The organism is Streptomyces sp. NPDC002125 (genome assembly GCF_053593715.1).
Genome location: NZ_JBSFDD010000002.1, coordinates 525,037 through 546,768, shown reverse-complemented (window position 1 = coordinate 546,768; position 21,732 = coordinate 525,037). Strand labels below are relative to the sequence as shown.

Here is a 21,732-nt window from a genome sequence, read left to right as displayed (position 1 = left end):
GAGGGTTGGCGCTGCGGGCGTGGAAGCTTCCATCGTAGTGCCGTGAGCACGGACACAGCGCGAGGGTCCTTCGCCATGGCGAGCGGAACGGCTGCCCGTTCCACCCATGGTGACGTTACGTCGGAGGGATGCGTTCCCGCGATACGTGACCCTATGCCGAAGGGCGACCGAATTACTTCGGTCGCCCCAGGTCATGAGCGCTGATTGGCCGAGCCGAAGTCAGGAAAGTCCGGGAAAGAAAAGCTTCAGTTCTCGCTCTGCGGACTCCTCGGAGTCCGAGGCGTGGATGAGGTTCTCCCGGGTGATGGTGCCGAAGTCGCCCCGGATCGAGCCGGGCGCGGCGGCGATCGGGTCGGTCGGGCCGGCCAGGGCGCGGACACCCTCGATGACTCGCTCGCCTTCGGCCACAAGAGCGACGACGGGGCCGGATGCCATGAATTCGACGAGGGGCTCGTAGAACGGGCGGCCCTTGTGCTCGCCGTAGTGCTGCTCCAGGGTCTCCTGGTCCAGCGTGCGCAGCTCCAGCGCGGTGATCGTCCAGTTGGCCTTGCGTTCGATGCGGCCGACGATCTCGCCGATCAGCCCACGCCGGACGGCGTCGGGCTTGAGAAGGACGAGGGTGCGCTGAGTCATGTGCGGCTCCTTGCGGGCTTTCGGTGCGGGTGGGGGCGAGATTACAGGGATACGCCGACGGCCATGCGGCCGGGCTCACTCTGCGTCAACCTTGGGCCGGAGCCTCTGCGCTCTCCTGTGCCTCGGCCTGCGCCGCCCACCGCGCCTTGGCCGCGTCGATCTGGCGGCCGTAGTGCACCGATGCCCACCACAGGACGACGAAGAGCACTCCCAGGATGAACATCATGGGGACGAAGAAGCCGCTCAGCACGAGCAGGATCTGAAGCGCCCAGCCGAGCTGAATGCCGCCCGGACGGGTGATCATTCCGCAGAGCAGGACGGACAGCAGCATGCCGATGCCGCAGACCGTCCAGACCGTGGCCATGGACAGATCGTCGGACTTCATCGCGACGAGCCCGGCGAAGCCGATGACGAAGAACTCACTGATGAGTGTCGATGCACAGAGCGTACGCACAGGTCAGCGCCTTCCCAGAAGCAGCCGGGCCTCGCCGACCGTGATCACGGACCCGGTCACCAGGACTCCGGCGCCCGCGTATTCGGCCTCTTCCTCCGCGAGGGTGATGGCCGCCTCCAGCGCGTCGTCCAGGCGCGGCTCGACCTGCACGCGCTCGTTGCCGAAGACCTCGACCGCGACCGCGGCGAGCGCGTCGGCGTCCATGGCGCGCGGGCTGGAGTTCTGCGTGACGACGATCTCGGCGAAGATCGGCTCGAAGGCTTCCAGGAGTCCCCGGACGTCCTTGCCGTCGCTCGCGCCGACGACCCCGATCAGCCGGGAGAAGCTGAACGCCTCCGAGATGCCCTCGGCGGTGGCGTGGGCTCCGGCCGGGTTGTGCGCGGCGTCCAGGACGACGGTCGGGCTGGACCGCACGACCTCCAGCCGGCCCGGCGAGAGCACCGAGAGGAAGGCCTTGCGGACCACGTCCACGTCGAGGCTGCGGGCCTGCTCCGCGCCGATGCCGAAGAACGCCTCGACGGCGGCGAGCGCCACCGCCGCGTTGTGCGCCTGGTGCGCGCCGTAGAGCGGGAGGAAGATGTTGTCGTACTCGCCGCCGACTCCCCGCAGGGTCAGCAGCTGGCCGCCGACCGCGATCTCGCGGGAGACGACACCGAACTCCATGCCCTCGCGGGCCACCGTGGCGTCCACCTCGACGGCCTTCTTCAGCATCACCTGCGCGGCGTCGACCGGCTGCTGGGCCAGGATCACCGTCGCGTCCTGCTTGATGATCCCGGCCTTCTCGCCCGCGATCTCGGCCGGAGTGGTGCCGAGGCGGTCGGTGTGGTCCAGCGAGATGGGGGTGACGACGGCGACGGACGCGTCGATGACGTTCGTCGCGTCCCAGGTGCCGCCCATGCCGACCTCGACGACCGCGACATCCACCGGCGCGTCGGCGAAGGCCGCGTACGCCATGCCCGTGAGCACCTCGAAGAACGAGAGCCGGTAGGGCTGCTGGGCGTCGACCATCTCGACGTACGGCTTGATGTCGTTGTACGTCTCGATGAAGCGCTCGGGGTCGATCGGGGCGCCGTCGAGGCTGATCCGCTCGGTGATCGACTGGACGTGCGGGGAGGTGTAGCGGCCGGTGCGGAGCTCGAAGGCGCCGAGCAGGGCCTCGATCATGCGGGCCGTGCTCGTCTTGCCGTTCGTCCCCGTGATGTGGATCGAGGGGTAGGCGCGCTGGGGCTCGCCCAGCACGTCCGTCAGGGCCGCGATACGGGTCACCGAGGGTTCGAGCTTGGTCTCGCCCCAGCGGCCGGCGAGCTCCTGCTCCACGGCGCGCAGCGCCCGGTCGGTCTCCGGGTCGGCGGGGCGGTCGGGGACCGCCTCACCCTGGGGCGGTCCCGACTGGGTGCGCAGCGTCCGGCTCCCGGCCTCGATCACCGCCAGGTCGGGGTCGCGCTGGGTCTCTTCGTCGACGATCTCCGCGAAGGTGTCGTCGGGATCTGACGCGTCGTGCCGGTCTGAAGGGCGGGGCTCACTCACAGGGCCAGTCTACGGATGGGCGCGGACATCGTGCGCAGCGCCCGGGGCCGGGGGCCCCGGGGCACGGCGAAGCCCCCACGCTCCCGGTCGGTCGGGGGCGCGGGGGCTCCGGCTCTACGTCATCAGCCCTGCGGCAGATTCGCCAGCTGGGCGGTGATCCGCTCGATGTCGGCCTCCGCCTTGGCGAGCCGGCCACGGATCTTGTCGACCACGTTGTCCGGCGCCTTGGCCAGGAAGGCCTCGTTGCCGAGCTTCCCGTTGGCCTGGGCCTTCTCCTTCTCGGCGGCGCCCAGGTCCTTCGTGAGGCGCTTGCGCTCGGCCTCGACGTCGATCGTGCCGGACAGGTCGAGCGCGACCGTGGCTCCGGCGACCGGGAGGGTGGCCGTCGCGTGGAACCCCTCCTCCGCGGGCTGGAGCCGCAGCAGCTGGCGGATGGCCGCCTCGTGCGGGGCGAGCACCGTGCCGGTGACGGTCAGCTCGGCCGGGACCTTCTGGCCGGGCTGGAGGCCCTGGTCGGAGCGGAAGCGGCGGACCTCGGTGACGACCTGCTGGACGAGCTCGATCTCCTTCTCGGCGGCCTCGTCACGGAAGCCGCTGTCCTTGGGCCAGTCGGCGATGACGACGGACTCCTGACCGGTGAGGGTCGTCCAGAGCTGCTCGGTCACGAACGGGACGATCGGGTGCAGCAGCCGGAGCGTGACGTCCAGGACCTCGCCGAGGACCCGGGCGGACACCCGCGCCTGCTCGCCCCCGGCGAAGAACGTGGTCTTCGACAGCTCGACGTACCAGTCGAAGACCTCGTCCCACGCGAAGTGGTAGAGGGCGTCGCTGAGCTTGGCGAACTGGAAGTCCTCGTAGAACGCGTCGGCGTCGGCGACGGTCTTGTTCAGCCGGGACAGGATCCAACGGTCGGTGGCCGAGAGCTGCTCGACGGGCGGGAGCTCCCCCTCCACCGTCGCGCCGTTCATCATCGCGAAACGGGTCGCGTTCCAGATCTTGTTGGCGAAGTTGCGGGAGGCCTGGACCCAGTCCTCGCCGATCGGGACGTCGGTGCCGGGGTTGGCGCCCTTGGCGAGGGTGAAGCGGACGGCGTCGGAGCCGTACGTGTCCATCCAGTCCAGCGGGTCGACGACGTTGCCGAAGGACTTCGACATCTTCTTGCCGCGCTCGTCACGGACCAGGCCGGTGAGCGCGATCGTCTTGAACGGGGCCTCGCCGTCCATGACGTACAGGCCGAACATCATCATCCGGGCGACCCAGAAGAAGATGATGTCGTGGCCGGTGAGCAGGACGTCGGTCGGGAAGAACTTCTTGAGGTCCGGGGTCTCCTCGGGCCAGCCGAGCGTGGAGAACGGCCAGAGGCCGGACGAGAACCAGGTGTCCAGGACGTCGTTGTCCTGCGTCCAGCCCTCGCCCGTGGGCGGCTGCTCGTCGGGGCCGACGCAGACGACCTCGCCCTCGGGGCCGTACCAGACGGGGATGCGGTGGCCCCACCAGAGCTGGCGCGAGATGCACCAGTCGTTGAGGTTGTCGACCCAGTCGAAGTACCGCTTCTCCATCTCCTTGGGGTGGATCGCGACCCGGCCGTCGCGGACCGCGTCACCGGCGGCCTTGGCGAGCGTCTCGACCTTGACCCACCACTGGAGGGAGAGGCGGGGCTCGACGGTCGTGCGGCAGCGGGAGCAGTGGCCGACGGAGTGGACGTACGGGCGCTTCTCGGCCACGATCCGGCCCTGTCCGCGCAGCGCGCCGACGATGGCGGAACGGGCCTCGAAGCGGTCGAGGCCCTCGAACGGGCCCGCGACGGTGATGACACCGCGCTCGTCCATGACGGTCATCGACTCCAGGCCGTGGCGCTGGCCGATCGCGAAGTCGTTGGGGTCGTGCGCCGGGGTCACCTTGACGGCGCCGGTGCCGAACTCCGGGTCGACGTGGTGGTCGGCGACGACCGGGATCGTGCGGTCGGTCAGCGGCAGCTTGATCCGCTTGCCGATGAGGTGCGTGTAGCGCGCGTCGTCCGGGTGGACGGCGACCGCGGTGTCACCGAGCATCGTCTCGGCGCGGGTCGTGGCGACGACCAGGGTCTCCTCGCCCTCGCCGTAGGTGATGGAGACGAGCTCGCCGTCGTCGTCCTGGTAGTCGACCTCGATGTCGGAGATCGCGGTGAGACAGCGGGGGCACCAGTTGATGATGCGCTCGGCGCGGTAGATCAGCTCGTCGTCGTAGAGCCGCTTGAAGATCGTCTGGACGGCGGCGGACAGCCCCTCGTCCATGGTGAAGCGCTCACGGGACCAGTCGACGCCGTCGCCGAGGCGGCGCATCTGGCCGAGGATCTTGCCGCCGTACTCTTCCTTCCACTGCCAGACGCGCTCGACGAAGTCCTCGCGCCCCAGGTCGTGGCGGGACTTGCCCTCCTCGCCGAGCTGCTGCTCGACCTTGTTCTGGGTGGCGATGCCGGCGTGGTCCATGCCGGGCAGCCACAGCGCCTCGTAACCCTGCATCCGCTTGCGGCGGGTGAGGGCGTCCATGAGCGTGTGCTGGAAGGCATGGCCCAGGTGGAGGGAACCGGTGACGTTGGGCGGCGGGATGACGATCGTGTACGGGGGCTTCTCGCTCTCCGGGTCCGCCGTGAAGTAACCGCGCTCTACCCAGCGCTCGTACAGCTTCCCCTCTACGTCGGCCGGCGCGTACTGGGTCGGCAGTTCGGGGGTGCTGGCTGGCTGCTGCGCTGCGTTCTCGGTCACGGCACACAGTTTAGGGGCGTCACAGTCGTGCACTGAAACCGGTTTGTTCAGTAACGGTGTACGTGCGGATTCCCTATGTGAGCGCCGCTTCCGCCAGGATGTTCGGAACGCATAAGCATTCGGAGGGGACAGCGCCATGAGTCACAACCAGCCGGGCCCGTACGGCGGGCAGCCGCCGCAGGGTCAGCCCGGACCGTACGGCCAGCAGCCGGGTCCGTACGGCCAGCAGCCCAACCCGTACGGCCAGCAGCCGCCCCAGGGCCAGCCCGGCTACGGCTACCCGCAGCAGGCCCCCCAGGGCGTCCCGCCGCAGCAGCAGCCCCCGCAGGGCTACGGCTACCCGCAGCAGGGACAGCAGCCGGGTCCGTACGGCCAGCAGCCCGGCCCCTACGGCCAGCAGCCGCCCACTCCCCCGTACGGCGGCCAGCCCGCCTACCCCGGCATGCCGCCGCAGCCGGATGCGCCGAAGAAGAAGACCGGGCTGATCATCGGCGCGGTCGTCGTGGCACTCGCGGTGGTCGCGGGCGGGGTGTACTTCATGACCTCGGGCGGAGGGTCGGGCAACAGCGACGTGGCCGATTCCACCAAGGGATACAAGATCACGCCGGCCGCCTCGGTGGACACCTACAAGCTGGACAAGAGCAAGACGTCCTCGGCCACTCCGACGAGCAAGGAGAAGGCGGAGGCCGAGGCCCTGGGGATCAAGAACCCCCAGAAGGCCGAGGCCCAGTACGCGAGCGGTGACCTGGAGAAGAACCCGCTCACGACCAAGATGCTCATGCTCTACGGCAATTGGGGCGAGGTCAGCGACCCGGCCAAGGCACTCGACGGCATGTTCGCCCAGGCCAAGGCCGGGATGGCCGAGGACGAGGACGGGGGCCAGACCTCCCTGGTCGGCAGCCCCAAGAACGTCACCCCCGAGGGCTTCGAGGGTGCGCTGATGAAGTGCCAGGACATGAAGGTGGTCAACGACAAGGCCGACGGCACCGCGGCGGGCGGCCCCAAGGAAATGGTCATGCCGGTCTGCATCTGGGCCGACTACAGCACGGTCGGCGCGGTGATCGGCCTCGACATCGGCGCGGCCCTGACCAACAAGTCGATGACGCAGGAAGAGGTCTCGGTCCTCGCGGCCAAGCTCTACAACACCTCGCGCACCAAGGCCTGACGTACGACGCCGAAGGGGCGCCCGGCCATGTGGCCGGGCGCCCCTTCGCGTGTCTCGTCGTAACCGCCGCTACGCGGACTTCTCGTGGCGTCCGCCGTCGTTCTTGCCGATCGTGCGCGGCTCGCGCGGGACCAGCGTCGGGTTGACGTTGTCGCGGACGACGTCCGGGGTGATGACGACGCGCGCCACGTCCTTGCGGGACGGCACCTCGTACATCACGGACTGGAGCACTTCCTCCATGATGGCGCGCAGGCCACGCGCGCCCGTCTGGCGCAGGATCGCCTGGTCGGCGATGGCCTCCAGCGCCTCGCGCTCGAAGTCCAGCTCCACGCCGTCGAGTTCGAACAGGCGCTGGTACTGCTTCACCAGCGCGTTGCGCGGCTCGACGAGGATCTGGAGCAGCGCCTCGCGGTCCAGGTTGTGGACCGAGGTCAGCACGGGGAGGCGGCCGATGAACTCGGGGATCATCCCGAACTTCACCAGGTCCTCCGGCATGACCTCCTGGAACTGGTCGCTCGCCTGGATCTCCAGCTTGGAGCGGATCGTGGCGCCGAAGCCGATGCCCTTGGCGCCGACCCGCGACTCGATGATCTTCTCCAGCCCGGAGAAGGCGCCACCCACGATGAACAGGACGTTCGTCGTGTCGATCTGGATGAACTCCTGGTGCGGGTGCTTCCGTCCGCCCTGCGGCGGCACGGAGGCGGTGGTGCCCTCCAGGATCTTCAGCAGGGCCTGCTGCACACCCTCGCCGGAGACGTCGCGCGTGATCGACGGGTTCTCGCTCTTGCGGGCGACCTTGTCGATCTCGTCGATGTAGATGATCCCGGTCTCGGCCTTCTTGACGTCGTAGTCCGCGGCCTGGATCAGCTTCAGCAGGATGTTCTCGACGTCCTCGCCGACATAGCCGGCCTCCGTCAGCGCCGTCGCGTCGGCGATGGCGAACGGGACGTTGAGCATGCGGGCCAGCGTCTGCGCGAGGAGCGTCTTGCCGGAGCCCGTGGGGCCCAGCAGCAGGATGTTGGACTTGGCGAGCTCGATCGCGTCGTCACGGTTGCCGCCGCCGTTCTCCCCGGCCTGGACCCGCTTGTAGTGGTTGTACACAGCGACCGAGAGGGCCTTCTTCGCGGGCTCCTGCCCGACGACGTACCCCTCGAGGAACTCGTAGATCTCGCGCGGCTTGGGGAGCTCCTCCCACCGCACCTCGGAGGTCTCGGCGAGCTCCTCCTCGATGATCTCGTTGCAGAGATCGATGCACTCGTCGCAGATGTACACACCGGGTCCCGCGATGAGCTTCTTCACCTGCTTCTGGCTCTTTCCGCAGAACGAGCACTTGAGCAGGTCGCCGCCATCACCGATGCGTGCCACGAGGTGCTTCCCCTTCGCCTGGGAGCAGCCTGGTTCAGCGGCTCCTGGTGCCTCTATCCGACGGTACCTTGCCTGGCCCCCCGTTCGGGCCCCCCTTGGCACGGTTCACACGGCCGGGGCCGTGGATACGGAATGTGCCAAGGGGAAAGACCGACGTCAGACGGACGCGCCGGCTGTGGTCTTACGGGTGGAGACAATCTGGTCCACCAGACCGTACGCGAGTGCGTCGTCCGCGGTAAGGATCTTGTCGCGCTCGATGTCCTCGCTGATCTTCTCCAGCGGGGTGGTGGAGTGCTTGGCCAGCATCTCCTCCAGCTGGGTCCGCATGCGCAGGATCTCGTTGGCCGCGATCTCCAGGTCGGAGAGCTGCTCACGGCCGGTCTGCGAGGACGGCTGGTGGATCAGCACACGGGCGTGCGGGAGCGCCATGCGCTTGCCCGGGGTGCCCGCGGCCAGCAGGACGGCGGCGGCGGAGGCCGCCTGGCCCATGCAGACCGTCTGGATGTCCGGCTTCACGAACTGCATCGTGTCGTAGATCGCGGTGAGCGCGGTGAACGAGCCGCCGGGGCTGTTGATGTAGATCGAGATGTCGCGGTCCGGGTCCATCGACTCCAGGCACAGCAGCTGCGCCATGACGTCATTGGCCGAGGCGTCGTCGATCTGGACGCCCAGGAAGATCACGCGCTCCTCGAAGAGCTTCGCGTACGGGTCGTACTCGCGCACACCCTGCGAGGTGCGCTCCACGAAGCGCGGGACGACGTAGCGGTTGTCCACCTGCGGGCCGGTGTAGAGGCCGCTCGCGGAGGCGCCGGAGAAGTTGTTCATGTGGGTCTTCACCATCCTGGTGGCGTATCTGTGGGCTGGGGGTCTCGGCGTACGAGAGGGAGCGGGGTGGCGCACGCCCGGATCAGGCGCCGGTGCCGCCGCCGCCCGGGATGCCCGACGCGACCGAGATGATCTCGTCGATGAGGCCGTACTCCTTGGCCTCCTCGGCGGTGTACCAGCGGTCGCGGTCGCCGTCGCGGATGATCGTTTCCACGGTCTGGCCGGAGTGGTGGGCGGTGATCTCGGCCATCCGCGTCTTCGTACGCAGCAGGTACTGCGCCTGGATCTTGATGTCCGAGGCGGTACCGCCGATGCCGGCCGAACCCTGGTGCATGAGGATGTCGGTGTTCGGGAGCGCGAAGCGCTTGCCCGCCGTGCCGCCGGTGAGCAGGAACTGGCCCATCGAGGCCGCCATGCCCATACCGATGGTGACCACGTCGTTCGGGATGTACTGCATGGTGTCGTAGACCGCCATGCCGGCCGTCACCGAGCCGCCGGGGCTGTTGATGTAGAGGTAGATGTCCTTGTCCGGTTCCGCGGCAAGGAGCAGAAGCTGTGCGGTGATCTTGTTGGCGATGTCATCGTCGACCTGCTGACCGAGGAAGATGATGCGCTCGCCGAGCAGTCGGCTGTAGACCTGGTCACCGAGGCCTCCACCGAGGGACGGCTCTCCGGCGGCGTAGGGCATCAGATTCGTCACGTATCCACCTGCTCGTCTCTGACGGCTCCGGCCGTCTCAGCGTCTTCGTACCGGGTGGGCCGGGACTACCCGACCCTTCCTCTTCATGGACCCTAACGCGCAGGTGGGACAACGCCATCCCGCTTCCCCAACTGTTCGCTGGGAGCGCAAGGTAAGCCAGTGGGCACAAGGGTTCCCGGGTGCGTCACCGGCCTCGGCCCGGCCTCGGGCCGATACGACGGCGGGCCCCGGACGTGGTACGTCCGGGGCCCGCCGCGTGGATCGGATCAGCGAGCGGAACGGGCTCAGGCCTCGTTCTTCTCGTCCTTCTCCTCGGCCTTCTCGGTGCCCTCGGCGGCCTCGGCCGTCTCGGTGCCCTCCTCGGCCGTCTCCTCGTCGTCCTCGAGCTCGACGATCTCACCGTTGGTGTCGACGACCTTGGCGGCCTCGACGACCACGGCCAGCGCCTTGCCGCGGGCGACCTCGCCGACGAGCATCGGAACCTGGCCGCCCTCGACGACGGCCTGGGCGAACTGGTCCGGGCTCATGCCGGAGGAGGCCGCACGCCGCATGAGGTGCTCGGTGAGCTCCTCCTGGTTGACGTTCAGCTTCTCCTTGTTGACGAGCTCGTCGAGGATGAACTGGGTCTTGATGCCCTTGATGGCCTGCTCGGAGGTCTCGTTCTCGAACTCCTCCAGCGTCTTGCCCTGGATCTCGAGGTACTTCTCGAGGTCGAGGCCCATCTGACCGAGCTGGTGGTGCTCCAGGTTGTGCTTGCGGGTCTGGACCTCGTCCGCGAGGAGCTTCTCGGGGATCGGGACCTCGGCCAGCTTCAGCAGCTCGTCGAGGACGCGCTCCTGGGCCTGGGTGGCCTGGTCGTACTGCTTGGTGTTCTCGAGGCGCTTACGGCTGTCCTCGCGAAGCTCGGCGAGCGTGTCGAACTCGCTCGCCATCTGCGCGAAGTCGTCGTCCAGCTCGGGCAGTTCGCGGGCGGCGACGGCGGTGACCTTGACGGTGACCTCCGCTTCCTTGCCCTCGGCGGAGCCGCCCTTCAGCTCGGAGGTGAAGGTGGCCTCGCCACCGGCCTCCAGGCCGGTCACGGCCTCGTCGATGCCGTCGAGGAGCTCGCCGGAACCGATGGTGTACGAGACACCTGCGGCCACGCCGTCCTCGAGGACCTCTCCGTCGACCTTGGCCTCGAGGTCGATTGTCACGACGTCGCCCTCGGCGGCGGCGCGCTCGACCGGGTTGGTCGAGGCGAAGCGCTCGCGGAGCTGCTCCACGGCCTTCTCGACGTCCTCGTCGGTCACTTCGAGTGCGTCCACGGTGACCTCGATGCCGGAGTAGTCCGGAATCTCGATCTCGGGACGGACATCCACCTCGGCGGTGAAGACCAGCAGCTCGCCGTCCTTGAGTTCGGTGATGTCGACCTCGGGCTGGCCCAGAACGTTGAGCTCGCCCTCGTTGACAGCCTCGGTGTAGAACTTCGGGAGGGCGTCGTTGACGGCCTCCTCCAGCACAGCACCACGGCCGAACCGCTGGTCGATGACCCGGTTGGGGATCTTGCCCTTACGGAAGCCCTTCACCGTGACCTGCTGGTTGATCTTCTTGTACGCCGCGTCGAGGCTGTCCTTGAGCTCCTCGAAGGGCACCTCGATGCTGAGCCGAACCCGAGTCGGGTTCAGGGTCTCCACGGCGCTCTTCACGGTTCGGTCTCCTTGGTGGCTGACTTCTTGGGGTTCTGCTGGGCCGCCGAGAGGCGGCTTCGCGGATCGAGCCCGGTACATCAGACACACGGGCACGCAATTTGCATAGTAACGGCAAGGAGGATGACTCCCACAATGCGATCTTGCCGGGATCCTGCTGGTGGTCGGGGTGGCCGGATTCGAACCGACGACCTTCCGCTCCCAAAGCGGACGCGCTACCAAGCTGCGCCACACCCCGTCGGTGCGACACGTAGGGTACATGCCGACGAGCAGTGCGTCGGCCGCTTGACCGAAGGCGTCGCCGAGGCCGTCGCCGGGCCGGCCGAGGAGGCCGCGCGAGAGGCGGTCGCGAGAGTGGTCACGGGGCTGGTCAGGGAGGCCCTGCCGGAGGCGGTCGCGGGGTCCGGCCCGGGGGCACACCGATACGGGTGTGCGCGCACCGACCCGGAGCCGCTACGATGCTGTCCGTACCGAGGTCCGCGGACCTGTGGTGCGACGTGCGGGCGTAGCTCAATGGTAGAGCCCTAGTCTTCCAAACTAGCTACGCGGGTTCGATTCCCGTCGCCCGCTCCACGGCTCAGGGCCGGCCGGAGGATTCTTCCTCCGGCCGGCCCTGACGCGTTCCACGCGCTATGCGGGAGGCAGTGCCTCCCGCATAGCCTGCACGGCCCCGGCCGGGTCGTAGCCCTCGGGGACTCCCTCGACGAGGATGATGTCGCCCTCGATGTGCCGCGAGCGCAGCGGTGCGATCTCCCGGTACGCGGGCGAGTCCCACCAGGCCCGCGCCTCCTCGATCCCGGGGAAGCCGATCATCACGACGTGCCCGGGCCAGCTGCCCTCCCTGACCTCGTGCGGCGTCATGTGCACGAGGTAGCGCCCGCCGTGGGCCTCGAACGTGCCCGGGAGCCGCTCGATGTATTCGGCGATGTCCGGGTGGGGTGCGGCCTCCTGCAGACGGGCTATGGCATAAGCGGGCATGACGTCCTTCCGGTCGGATCCGGCCGGAGGCACGCGCAGATCCGCGACCGGCCCGCGCATGCCTGCCGCCCGGCGGGCGGTCACCCGTCGGGGCCGGTCGCTTCCGCGTGACCTCAGAAGCTGATCTGGTTGATCGTGTCGGCTATCGAGTTCATGAATCTGTTGATCGACGGCGCCATGCCGGTCGAGGCGAGGAAGAAGCCGAAGAGCACGGCGACGACCGCCGGCCCGCCCTTGATGGATCCGCCGCGGATCAGCACCACCAGGACGATCCCCAGCAGAAGCACCACAGACAGTGAAATGGCCACGACTGATCACACCCTTGGTCGGTCCGCCTTGCCGGCCCGGTGGCGTGCGGCCCGGCACACCTCCGTCGCGTCCATCGTGCCACCAACTCCCCTGTGGGTGCTGCCGGGTGACGGAGAGAGATGGCCGGATCGCGCCAATCCTCGCGCCCGCGCGCACCCGGCTTCCGCGCGGCTCGGGCGCCGCACACGGGGGCATGGAAGGGCGCACGCGAAACCTGTGCGCCCGCTGTGCGGCCGGGAGTTCGAATAGCGGAAGGTGTGACCGTTTCCATATCCCCACACTTCATTCACAGCGATATACCGGCGGTTCGTGCGACGAAATTCACTCTCATCAACCACCCGCCGATATGCCCCATTTAAGGGGGATGAATCCCTACGTAACGGGCAGTTGTCGGTAGTTTCATTTTCGAATGGGCGGGAACACGCGATATCTCTTGCTTGATTTACGCATACCGATCAACGGGTCTAAGGTGCATGAGATGTCCCAAGCTCCGAGCGAAATTCAGAGGGCCCCGATCACCCCGGAGAGCCGGGAGGCGGAGCCCAGACACGAGCAGCCCCCGACTGCCGCCGGGGCCACCGCCACCGCTGCGACCAAGGCCGCTCCGGCCCGCACCGGGGCGCCGGCTCCGGCCAAGCGCCGGGACGCGTACTTCGACAATGTGAAGTACCTCGCGATCGTGCTCGTCGCCGTCGCCCACGCCTGGGAGCCGGTGATGGACGGCAGCCGCACGACCCGTGCGCTGTACATGGTCGTGTACACGTTCCACATGCCGGCCTTCATCCTGGTCTCCGGCTACTTCTCGCGGTCCTTCGACATGAGCGCACCCAAGGTGAAGCGCCTGGTCACCGGGGTCGTCGTGCCCTATGTGCTCTTCGAGACCGCGTACTCGCTCTTCAAGCGCTACGCCGGCGGCGTCGAGGACACGCCCATCACCCTGCTCGACCCGCTGTTCCTCACGTGGTTCCTGATCGCGCTGTTCATCTGGCGGGTCACCACTCCGCTGTGGCAGTCGCTGCGCCATCCGCTGCCGGTCGCCCTCGTGATCGCCGCGCTCGCCTCGGTGACGCCCGGCATCACCGACGACCTCGACCTGCAACGCGTCTGCCAGCTGCTGCCGTTCTTCGTGCTCGGCCTGCTGATGAAGCCGGAGCACTTCCAGCTGATCCGGCGGCGCGAGGTACGGATGCTGTCCGTGCCGCTGGTCGTCGGCGCCCTGCTCTTCGCCTACTGGGCCTCTCCCCGCGTGGGGCTCGGCTGGTTCTACCGCAGCAACAGCGCCCAGGAGATGGACTTCCAGTGGTGGGCGGGTCCCGTGATGACCCTGGCGATGTTCGGATGCGCGCTGGCCCTCACGATCGCGTTCCTCTCCTGGGTTCCGCGCCGCCACATGTGGTTCACCGTGCTGGGCGCCGGGACGATCTGCGGCTACCTGCTGCACGGCTTCCTGGTGAAGGGTGCCGGCTACTACGGCCTGTTCGACCGCTACGAGTGGCTCACGGGCCCTCTGGGACTGGTCGTCGTCTCCCTCGTCGCGGCCGCCGCCGTGACCCTGCTGTGCACCCCGCCGGTCAGGCGGGTACTGCGCTTCGCCACCGAGCCGGACATGAAGTGGGCGTTCCGCAGGACTCCCGCCAAGCACTGACCCCGTCCGGACCGCCGAACGCCGACCCTGTCCGGATCGGCCCCGTCCCTCCGGGGGCGGCGCCGTCCGGGGGTCACCCTCCGGCGGGGTTGGCCTGATCCCGCCCCTCGGCGGGCCGTTGGCTCCCGTCGAGCCCCAACAGCCCTCGTACCAGCGCATATTTCTCGGTCAGCCGGGTACGGGTCGCGGGCTCCAGCACAGCGAGCCGGTCCGGGTCCGCGTTGTGCGCCAGGTCCGACTCCTTGATCAGCAGCGCTCCGGGCGTGGCGAGAATCCGCCCGGTGTACGCGAAGAGGTCCTCGCCGTCCCGCTTGGTGACGGCGAGGACCATTTCCTTTGTCCACGCGGACAGCGGCGCCTCGTCCAGCCATTGGCGCGAGAGCGCGCCGTCCTCGATCGCGTCGTGCAGCCAGGCCGCCGCGATCTGCTCCTCGGCGCCGCCCCGGGCCCGTACCCCCTCGGCGACCGCGGCGAGATGCCCGGCATACGGCCGCCCCGCCTTGTCGGTCTGCGCGCGGTGGGCCTCGCGGGCGATCGCCTCCACCTCGGCCAGGGTCAGATACGGGTTCGGCATGGCGCCGACTGTACGTGGACGGGCCCGTCCTCCGAAGGGTCGCGAGGGCACGGGTAATCGTTCGGTAAACTAATTACTGACGATTCCTTGACGCCCTCTTGACCGAACGAAGGAGACAGGCTCATCGGACACGCAGACACGCTCATCGCCATGGGAGGCGCGTTCCTCGCCGCTGCCGTTCTCGCCCGCGTCGGCGGCCGCATCGGACTGCCGACCATCCCGCTGTTCATCCTCGCCGGGATCCTGCTCGGCCCGCACACCCCCGGGGTCGTCCTCCTCGACGATCCCCACGACCTGGAGATGCTCTCGGCGCTCGGCCTGGTGCTGCTGCTCTTCTACCTCGGTCTCGAATTCCATCTGGACGACCTCAAGACGGGCGGGCGCAAGATGGCGCTCGCCGGCGGCACCTATCTCGCGCTGAACGTCGGCGCGGGTCTCGGCTTCGGTTTCGCGCTGGGCTGGGGCACCTCGGAAGCGCTGGTGCTGGCCGGTGTGCTCGGCATCTCGTCGTCGGCCATCGTCACGAAGGTCCTGGTCGACCTAGGCCGGATCGGCAATCCGGAGACCCGGCCGATCCTCGGCATCATCGTCGTCGAGGACGTCTTCCTGGCCCTCTACCTGGCCGCCCTGCAACCGATCCTGTCCGGCGCGGACAGCCTCGGGGCCGCGGTGATCGACGGCGGCAAGGCCTTCGGCTTCCTGCTGCTGCTCGCGCTGGCGGCACGTTTCGGCACCAAGCTCATAGGCAAGCTGATCCACACCAAGGACGACGAGCTGCTCGTCATCTCCTTCCTGGGCGCCGCCGTCTTCATGGCCGGGGTCTCGGAGTGGTTCGGGGTCGCCGACGCGATCGGCGCGTTCATGGTCGGCCTGATGCTGGGCAGCACCACATCGGGTGCCCGCATCCTGAAGCTGGTGCACCCGCTGCGGGACGCGTTCGGCGCGATCTTCTTCTTCGCGTTCGGGCTGTCCATCAACCCGGGCGACCTTCCGAGCGTGGTGCGGCCGGTGCTGGCCGCCGTCGCGGTGACCTTGGCGATGAACGTCTTCGCCGGGCTGGCCACCGCGAAGATCTACACCTTCGGTCCGCAGGCCACGGCGAACATCTCCACCACGCTGCTGGCGCGCGGTGAGTTCGCGCTGATCCTCGCCACGATGGCGGCGGCCGCGGGGCTCGACGAGCGGCTCTCCCCGTTCATCGCGGGATACGTGCTGGTGCTCGCGGTGCTCTCGCCGCTGGCGGCCGGCCGCTCGCAGTGGCTGGCCCGCATCCTGCCCGGTGGGCGGGCGCGGGACCAGGAGCCCGAGAAGGAAGCGGTGCCGGTCTGAGGGGCGCCGGCAGGACCCGGGTGCGCGGGAGCAGGATGTGAGCCGGCGCACCCGGGACAGCACGGAACGACTTCACGAACGGGTGATGGACAGGCTTCCCATTGACGCCTGTACGGTTTCCGCCGCTTCCGTACGGTTCAGCCGCGACGGGAGAGCAGCAGCAGCGCGCGGTCGTCGTTGACGTCCTTCGCGCAGGCCTCGATCAGGTGCCAGGCCGCGCCCTCGAAGCCGGTCGCCACGTAGCGGTCGGCCTCACCGGTCAGCCGGTCGATGCCGTCGGACATGTCCCGGTCGGACGCCTCCACCAGCCCGTCGGTGAAGAGCATCAGGACGTCGCCGGGCGCCAGCGAGCCCTTCACGGCGTCGAACTGCGCGCCGTCGTACACCCCGAGCAGCGGCCCCTCCGCGGCCATCTCCTCCCACCGGCCGCTGCCGGAGTGCAGCTGGAGCGCGGGAGGATGGCCGGCCGAGAGGAGCTCGTAGTCGCCGGACTCCAGGTCCAGTACGAGATGGATGGAGGTGGCGAAGCCCTCGTCCCAGTCCTGGCGGAGCAGATAGCCGTTGGCCGCGGGCAGGAAGCCGTGCGGCGGCAGGGAGCCCAGGAGTCCGCCGAAGGCTCCGGAGAGAAGCAGGGCCCGGGAGCCCGCGTCCATGCCCTTGCCCGAGACGTCGGTGAGCACGACCTCCAGGGTGCGCCCGCCGTTCGTACGGGCGGCGACGACGAAGTCCCCGGAGAAGGACTGGCCGCCGGCCGGGCGGAGCGCCATCTCCCGGTGCCAGCCCTCGGGCAGTCTCGGCAGGGAGCTCTGCACCCGGATCCGCTCGCGCAGGTCGAAGAGCATGGTGCCGCCGCGCCGCCACGGGACCCCGACCCTGGCCCGGAACTGGGCGAGGACCAGCCCGAAGAAGCCGCAGGCCGCGACGACGAGGACGGTGCCGGGGGTGACCCTGGCAGGGCCCTCCGCGTAGGGGCCCAGGGCGATGGACTCCACGATCAGGGCGGTGGCCGCGGTGGCGTAGAGGCCGAGGAGACTGGCCGGCCGGAGCAGCAGGCCGCCCGCCACGATCGGCAGTGCCAGGGCGGTCGGTGAGCACCAGACCGGGTTCAGCAGAGTGACGCAGGTGATGACCGGAACGATGACCAGGAGGCCGGCCAGGGCTATCCAGTCGGAGCCGTCGCCGCGGAAGTAGTCGACCCCGGACCGGCGCAGCGCGATGCGCGCCCGGTGCATCGATCTGCGCCACCGGGCGGTGTAGGTCTCTGGTCCTCCGCGACGTGCCATTGTCGGGACCTTATCCACCCGACGGCCTCCGGTGCAGGGGGACCCGGAGACAATGTGTTCGAAACCGGGTCGCCCGGATGGCGGAGCGCTGGTAAGCAGGGCTCATGAACACTGAGATACGGGTGCTGTCGCACGCCGACTGGGAACCCTGGCTCGGCGCCGTCGAGCTGGCCTTCGGGGGCGTCCCCCTCTTTCCCGAGAGCCGTGAGATGTACGCGGCGCTGGCCGAGCCCGAGCGGGCGGTCGGCCTCTGGGACGGCGCGGAGTGCGTCGGGACGACCGGGGCCTACAGCTTCCGGCTGACCGTCCCGGGCGGGGCCGCGGTGCCGACGGCCGGCGTCACGATGGTGAGCGTCGCCTCGACCCACCGCAGGCAGGGCCTGCTGACCTCGATGATGCGGCGCCAGCTCGACGACGTGCGTTCCTGGGGCGAGCCGCTCTCCGTGCTCCTGGCCTCGGAGCCGGGGATCTACGGGCGCTTCGGCTACGGCGCCGCCACCACCGAGACCTCTCTGCGGATCGACTCCTCCCGGGTCGGCCTCATGCTGCCTCCGGGCACGGACGAGGTGCGGGTGCGCCGGTCGTCCCCCGCGGACGCGCTCGGCGCCTGCGAGGCGGTGTACGCGCGACTGGCGGCGGAGCGGCCGGGCACCCCGGTCCGGCAGCCCGGCTGGGAGCGGGTGCCCGTGAGCGACCCGGAGGGTGGCCGGCAGGGCGGCTCCCCGTTGCAGTGCGTGCTGGCCGAGCGGGACGGCGAGGTCACGGGGTACGCCACGTACCACATCAGGCCCGCCTGGGAGGACGCCGGCCCCAAGGGCACGGTGGCGGTGCGGGACCTGGCGGGGCTGGACCCGGCCTCGTACGCGGCGCTGTGGCGTTTCCTGTTCGGGATCGACCTGACCTCGTTCGTCGAGTGCCACAACCGGCCCGCCGACGAGCCCGTGCTCCGGCTGGTCTCCGATGTCCGGCGCTGCGAGGTCAAGCAGCGGGACGGGCTGTACGTGCGCCTCGTCTCGCTGGACGCGGCGCTGGAGGCACGGAGCTACCGGACCCCGCTGGACCTCGTGCTGGAGGTGGAGGACGCCTTCTGCCCGTGGAACGAGGGGCGTTGGCGGCTGACCGCAGACGCCAAGGGCGTGGCCACCTGCCGGCGGACGGCGGACGAGGCCGAACTGGCGCTCTCCGTGAAGGATCTGGGGGCGGCCTATCTGGGCGGGGTGTCGCTGTCGACGCTCGCGGCCGCCGGACTCGTCCGGGAACTGCGGCCGGGCGCGGTGTCCGAGGCGGCCCTGGCGTTCTCCTCGGACGTCCAGCCGTGGTGCCCGCACGGCTTCTGATCCGGGGCGGGCCGGGGCCGGTGCGGCAGGGCGCGGCTACCGGCCCGACGCGGACGGCTGGCAGGCGGGGCACCAGAAGAGGTTGCGCGCCGCCAGGTCCGCCGTGCGGATCTCCGTACCGCAGATGTGGCAGCCCTGCCGGGCCCGCCGGTAGACGTACACCTCGCCGCCGTGGTCGTCGACCCGCGGGGGGCGGCCCATCGCCTCGGGCAGGTGCTCGGGGCGGACGGTGTCGATCCGGTTGTTCCGTACGCCCTCGCGCATCAGCACGCCGAGGTCGGCCCAGACCGCGTCCCACTCGGCGCGGGTGAGGTCCTTGCCGGGGAGGTACGGGTCGATGCCGTGCCGGAAGAGGACCTCCGCGCGGTAGACGTTGCCGACGCCCGCGACGACCTTCTGGTCCATCAGCAGGGCGGCGACCGTGACCCGGCTGCGTGAGACGCGCCGCCAGGCGCGCTCGCCGTCCTCGTCGGCGCGCAGCGGGTCCGGGCCGAGCCGGTCGTGTATCGCGCGCTTCTCGGGGCCGGTGATCAGGGCGCAGGTGGTGGGGCCGCGCAGATCGGCGTAATGGGCGTCGTTGAGCAGCCGCAGCCGGACCGTGTCGGTGGGCGGCGGCGCGGGGACCGTGCCGAAGCCGAGCTTGCCGAAGAGCCCGAGATGGATGTGGACCCAGGCCGAGCCCTCGAAGCCGAGGAAGAGGTGCTTGCCGTGGGCGTCGACGCCGGTGAAGGTCCGGCCGTCCAGCAGCGCCGCGCCGCCGGAGAACTTGCCCTGCGGGCTGCTCACGCGCACCGGACGGCCCGCGAACCGCTCGTGGTGGTCCGCCGCGAGGCGGTGGATCGTATGCCCCTCGGGCACGGCAGGTCTCCTGGAAACGCGCTCGTGCCGCCGGGTACGGACCCGGCGGCACGAGGGAAGCGGGTGCGGGCCTCTCAGCCCTGCTGCGGGTGGTGGGCCGGGATCGGGGGGAGTTCGCCGGTGGTCTCGTAGGCCGAGAGCATCTCGATGCGGCGGGTGTGGCGTTCCTCACCCGAGTACGGGGTGCCGAGGAAGATCTCGACGAACCTGGTGGACTCCTCCACCGTGTGCATCCGACCGCCGATGGCCACGACGTTGGCGTCGTTGTGCTCGCGGCCGAGCGCGGCGGTCTGCTCGCTCCAGGCGAGCGCGGCGCGGACGCCCTTGACCTTGTTCGCGGCGATCTGTTCGCCGTTGCCCGATCCGCCGATGACGATGCCGAGGCTGTCCTTGTCCGCGGCCGTCCGCTCCGCGGCGCGGAGGCAGAACGGCGGGTAGTCGTCCTGGGCGTCATAGATGTGGGGACCGCAGTCGACGGCCTCGTGGCCGTTGGCCGTGAGCCACTCGACGAGGTGGTTCTTCAGTTCGAAGCCGGCATGGTCGGAGCCGAGGTACACGCGCATGGAGCGAAGTGTGACACGGACGGGCCCGGGTAACCGTCAGCGGGGTCGGGGCGCACGGCACCGCGCCGGGCCCCGGGCCCGCGGACCTCGGTCCGTGGGCAACACCACTCACGCAACGATCGGGTCAAGGAACTGGAGGAGGGGGTTCCGGTTCCGGCATCGCTCGGGCTTGAATGCGTGGCCGTGCCCGCGCACCACCCCCGCAGCGGGCACGACCCGACACACGTGATCAGAAAACGTAAGGATTCGATCCATGACGTCGCAGACGACTCTGGCCGGGCCGGGCCAACAGCCCGGTGAGCCGGGTAAGCCGGATTCCCCGGACGGGCTTCAGGCCGGTCTCAAGAACCGTCATCTCTCGATGATCGCCATCGGCGGTGTCATCGGTGCCGGGCTCTTCGTCGGCTCCGGCGCGGGTATCGCCGCCGCGGGACCGGCCATCCTCCTTTCGTACGCACTGGTCGGCGCGATGGTCGTCTTCGTGATGCGCATGCTCGGCGAGATGGCCGTGGCCCGCCCGAGCTCCGGCTCCTTCTCCGCCTACGCCGACCGGGCGCTGGGCCGCTGGGCCGGCTTCTCCATCGGCTGGCTGTACTGGTTCTTCTGGGTCGTGGTGCTCGCCGTCGAGGCGACGGCGGGTGCCAAGATCCTGGAGAGCTGGGTCCCCGGCGTCCCGCAGTGGGCCTGGGCCCTGATCGTCATGGTGGTGCTGACCGCGACCAACCTGGTCTCCGTCGGCTCGTACGGCGAGTTCGAGTTCTGGTTCGCCGGGATCAAGGTCGTGGCGATCGGCGCCTTCGTCGTCGTCGGCCTGCTGGCCGTCTTCGGCATCCTGCCGGGTTCGGACAACGCGGGGTCCGGCCTCGCCCATCTCACGGACACCGGCGGGTTCTTCCCCGAAGGGCCGGGAGCCATCCTCACCGGTGTGCTGATGGTCGTCTTCTCCTTCATGGGCAGCGAGATCGTGACGCTGGCAGCGGGTGAGTCCGAGGACCCGCAGCGCGCCGTCTCCAAGGCGACGAACAGCGTGATCTGGCGCATCGCCATCTTCTACCTGGGTTCGATCTTCGTCGTCCTCACCCTGCTGCCGTGGAACGACCCCTCGATCGTCGAGGACGGTTCGTACGTCGCCGCGCTGAACGCGATCGGCATCCCGCATGCCGGACAGGTCATGGACGTCATCGTGCTGACCGCCGTGCTGTCCTGTCTGAACTCCGGCCTCTACACGGCCTCGCGCATGGCCTTCTCGCTCGGACAGCGCGGGGACGCCCCGAAGGCGTTCGCGACGGTCAACAAGCGGGGCGTGCCGCAGGCGGCGATCCTGTCCTCCGTCGTGTTCGGCTTCGTCGCCGTGTTCTTCAACTACCAGTGGCCCGACACGGTCTTCGCCTTCCTGCTGAACTCCTCGGGCGCGGTCGCCCTGTTCGTGTGGCTGGTGATCTGCTTCACGCAGCTGCGGATGCGCGGCATCATCCTGCGCGAGTCGCCCGAGAAGCTCGTCGTGCGCATGTGGCTCTTCCCGTATCTGACGTGGGCGACGATCGCGATGATCTCCTTCGTCCTCGTCTACATGCTGACCGACGACGCCGGACGCGAGCAGGTGCTGCTCTCGCTGCTGGTCGCGGCCCTGGTGGTCGCGGTCTCCCTGGTGCGCGACGCCCGCGCCCGGAAGGCCGCGGCGCCGGTCGAGTGACCGTCACGCATACCTGACGGCAGATGTCAGGTATACCCGGAAGGCTCTCCCCCGCACCGCGATCC

General features: G+C 69.3%; 19 protein-coding genes and 2 tRNA genes. 6 read left to right on the top strand and 15 right to left on the bottom strand.

Annotation, left to right across the window (positions count from 1 at the left end; all coding sequences use genetic code 11):
• Positions 1-219: 219 nt before the first annotated feature.
• From ndk to ACWCQM_RS05475, 4 genes are all read right to left on the bottom strand, one after another.
• On the bottom strand, positions 220-633 hold the full coding sequence (gene ndk / locus ACWCQM_RS05490) for a nucleoside-diphosphate kinase (RefSeq protein WP_401511425.1): 414 nt from the start codon (positions 631-633) through the stop codon (positions 220-222).
• Between the two features lie 85 nt (positions 634-718).
• Positions 719-1,087: a DUF4233 domain-containing protein gene (locus tag ACWCQM_RS05485; protein ID WP_450914035.1), complete on the bottom strand. Its 369-nt coding sequence runs from the start codon at positions 1,085-1,087 to the stop codon at positions 719-721.
• Positions 1,088-1,090: 3 nt separating this feature from the next.
• Positions 1,091-2,614, bottom strand: a complete 1,524-nt coding sequence (gene folC, locus ACWCQM_RS05480) for a bifunctional tetrahydrofolate synthase/dihydrofolate synthase (RefSeq protein WP_450914034.1) — start codon at positions 2,612-2,614, stop codon at positions 1,091-1,093.
• Between the two features lie 122 nt (positions 2,615-2,736).
• Positions 2,737-5,358, bottom strand: coding sequence for a valine--tRNA ligase (locus ACWCQM_RS05475; RefSeq protein ID WP_450914033.1), 2,622 nt, complete (start codon positions 5,356-5,358; stop codon positions 2,737-2,739).
• Between the two features lie 136 nt (positions 5,359-5,494).
• On the opposite strand from ACWCQM_RS05475, the gene ACWCQM_RS05470 reads away from it, so the two are divergent.
• On the top strand, positions 5,495-6,523 hold the full coding sequence (locus ACWCQM_RS05470; protein WP_450914032.1) for a hypothetical protein: 1,029 nt from the start codon (positions 5,495-5,497) through the stop codon (positions 6,521-6,523).
• Between the two features lie 69 nt (positions 6,524-6,592).
• On the opposite strand, the gene clpX is transcribed toward ACWCQM_RS05470, so the two are convergent.
• From clpX to ACWCQM_RS05445, 5 genes are all read right to left on the bottom strand, one after another.
• Entirely contained in the window at positions 6,593-7,888 is a 1,296-nt protein-coding gene (clpX, locus tag ACWCQM_RS05465) for an ATP-dependent Clp protease ATP-binding subunit ClpX (protein WP_450914031.1), read from the bottom strand.
• 156 nt (positions 7,889-8,044) lie between these two features.
• Entirely contained in the window at positions 8,045-8,728 is a 684-nt protein-coding gene (locus tag ACWCQM_RS05460) for an ATP-dependent Clp protease proteolytic subunit (RefSeq protein WP_030122564.1), read from the bottom strand.
• Positions 8,729-8,795: 67 nt separating this feature from the next.
• The gene (locus tag ACWCQM_RS05455; protein ID WP_198959691.1) at positions 8,796-9,401 is read right to left on the bottom strand and encodes an ATP-dependent Clp protease proteolytic subunit; all 606 of its coding nucleotides are present in this window, start codon (positions 9,399-9,401) and stop codon (positions 8,796-8,798) included.
• Positions 9,402-9,697: 296 nt separating this feature from the next.
• Positions 9,698-11,098 carry a trigger factor gene (gene tig, locus ACWCQM_RS05450; protein WP_450914030.1) on the bottom strand — a complete coding sequence of 467 codons (1,401 nt, stop codon included), beginning with the start codon at positions 11,096-11,098 and terminating at the stop codon, positions 9,698-9,700.
• A gap of 161 nt (positions 11,099-11,259) precedes the next feature.
• Positions 11,260-11,336: transfer RNA gene (locus ACWCQM_RS05445), tRNA-Pro, on the bottom strand.
• Positions 11,337-11,597: 261 nt separating this feature from the next.
• Here ACWCQM_RS05445 and ACWCQM_RS05440 point away from each other — a divergent pair.
• Positions 11,598-11,671: transfer RNA gene (locus ACWCQM_RS05440), tRNA-Gly, on the top strand.
• A 57-nt stretch (positions 11,672-11,728) separates the two neighbouring features.
• Here ACWCQM_RS05440 and ACWCQM_RS05435 read toward each other — a convergent pair.
• The gene (locus ACWCQM_RS05435; RefSeq protein WP_450914029.1) at positions 11,729-12,076 is read right to left on the bottom strand and encodes a DUF1330 domain-containing protein; all 348 of its coding nucleotides are present in this window, start codon (positions 12,074-12,076) and stop codon (positions 11,729-11,731) included.
• 113 nt (positions 12,077-12,189) lie between these two features.
• Positions 12,190-12,384 carry a hypothetical protein gene (locus ACWCQM_RS05430; protein ID WP_073746901.1) on the bottom strand — a complete coding sequence of 65 codons (195 nt, stop codon included), beginning with the start codon at positions 12,382-12,384 and terminating at the stop codon, positions 12,190-12,192.
• 479 nt (positions 12,385-12,863) lie between these two features.
• Here ACWCQM_RS05430 and ACWCQM_RS05425 point away from each other — a divergent pair, with 479 nt between their 5' ends.
• Complete coding sequence (locus ACWCQM_RS05425) at positions 12,864-14,030, top strand: acyltransferase family protein (protein WP_450914028.1); 1,167 nt, start codon at positions 12,864-12,866, stop codon at positions 14,028-14,030.
• A gap of 73 nt (positions 14,031-14,103) precedes the next feature.
• Here ACWCQM_RS05425 and ACWCQM_RS05420 read toward each other — a convergent pair whose 3' ends face one another.
• On the bottom strand, positions 14,104-14,604 hold the full coding sequence (locus tag ACWCQM_RS05420) for an HD domain-containing protein (protein WP_450914027.1): 501 nt from the start codon (positions 14,602-14,604) through the stop codon (positions 14,104-14,106).
• A 150-nt stretch (positions 14,605-14,754) separates the two neighbouring features.
• Here ACWCQM_RS05420 and ACWCQM_RS05415 point away from each other — a divergent pair, with 150 nt between their 5' ends.
• A complete protein-coding gene (locus tag ACWCQM_RS05415) occupies positions 14,755-15,933 on the top strand; it encodes a cation:proton antiporter (protein WP_450914026.1) in 1,179 nt (392 codons plus the stop codon).
• Between the two features lie 137 nt (positions 15,934-16,070).
• Here ACWCQM_RS05415 and ACWCQM_RS05410 read toward each other — a convergent pair whose 3' ends face one another.
• Positions 16,071-17,216, bottom strand: coding sequence for a PP2C family protein-serine/threonine phosphatase (locus ACWCQM_RS05410; protein ID WP_267075726.1), 1,146 nt, complete (start codon positions 17,214-17,216; stop codon positions 16,071-16,073).
• 104 nt (positions 17,217-17,320) lie between these two features.
• On the opposite strand from ACWCQM_RS05410, the gene ACWCQM_RS05405 reads away from it, so the two are divergent.
• Positions 17,321-18,553: a GNAT family N-acetyltransferase gene (locus ACWCQM_RS05405; protein ID WP_450914025.1), complete on the top strand. Its 1,233-nt coding sequence runs from the start codon at positions 17,321-17,323 to the stop codon at positions 18,551-18,553.
• Between the two features lie 36 nt (positions 18,554-18,589).
• Here the strand turns inward: ACWCQM_RS05405 and ACWCQM_RS05400 are convergent, their stop codons facing one another.
• Both ACWCQM_RS05400 and ACWCQM_RS05395 read right to left on the bottom strand, forming a co-directional pair.
• Positions 18,590-19,411 carry an Fpg/Nei family DNA glycosylase gene (locus ACWCQM_RS05400; protein ID WP_450914024.1) on the bottom strand — a complete coding sequence of 274 codons (822 nt, stop codon included), beginning with the start codon at positions 19,409-19,411 and terminating at the stop codon, positions 18,590-18,592.
• Positions 19,412-19,485: 74 nt separating this feature from the next.
• Positions 19,486-19,974: a ribose-5-phosphate isomerase gene (locus ACWCQM_RS05395; protein ID WP_073746887.1), complete on the bottom strand. Its 489-nt coding sequence runs from the start codon at positions 19,972-19,974 to the stop codon at positions 19,486-19,488.
• A 253-nt stretch (positions 19,975-20,227) separates the two neighbouring features.
• On the opposite strand from ACWCQM_RS05395, the gene ACWCQM_RS05390 reads away from it, so the two are divergent.
• Positions 20,228-21,667, top strand: coding sequence for an amino acid permease (locus ACWCQM_RS05390; protein ID WP_450914023.1), 1,440 nt, complete (start codon positions 20,228-20,230; stop codon positions 21,665-21,667).
• Positions 21,668-21,732 lie beyond the last annotated feature (65 nt).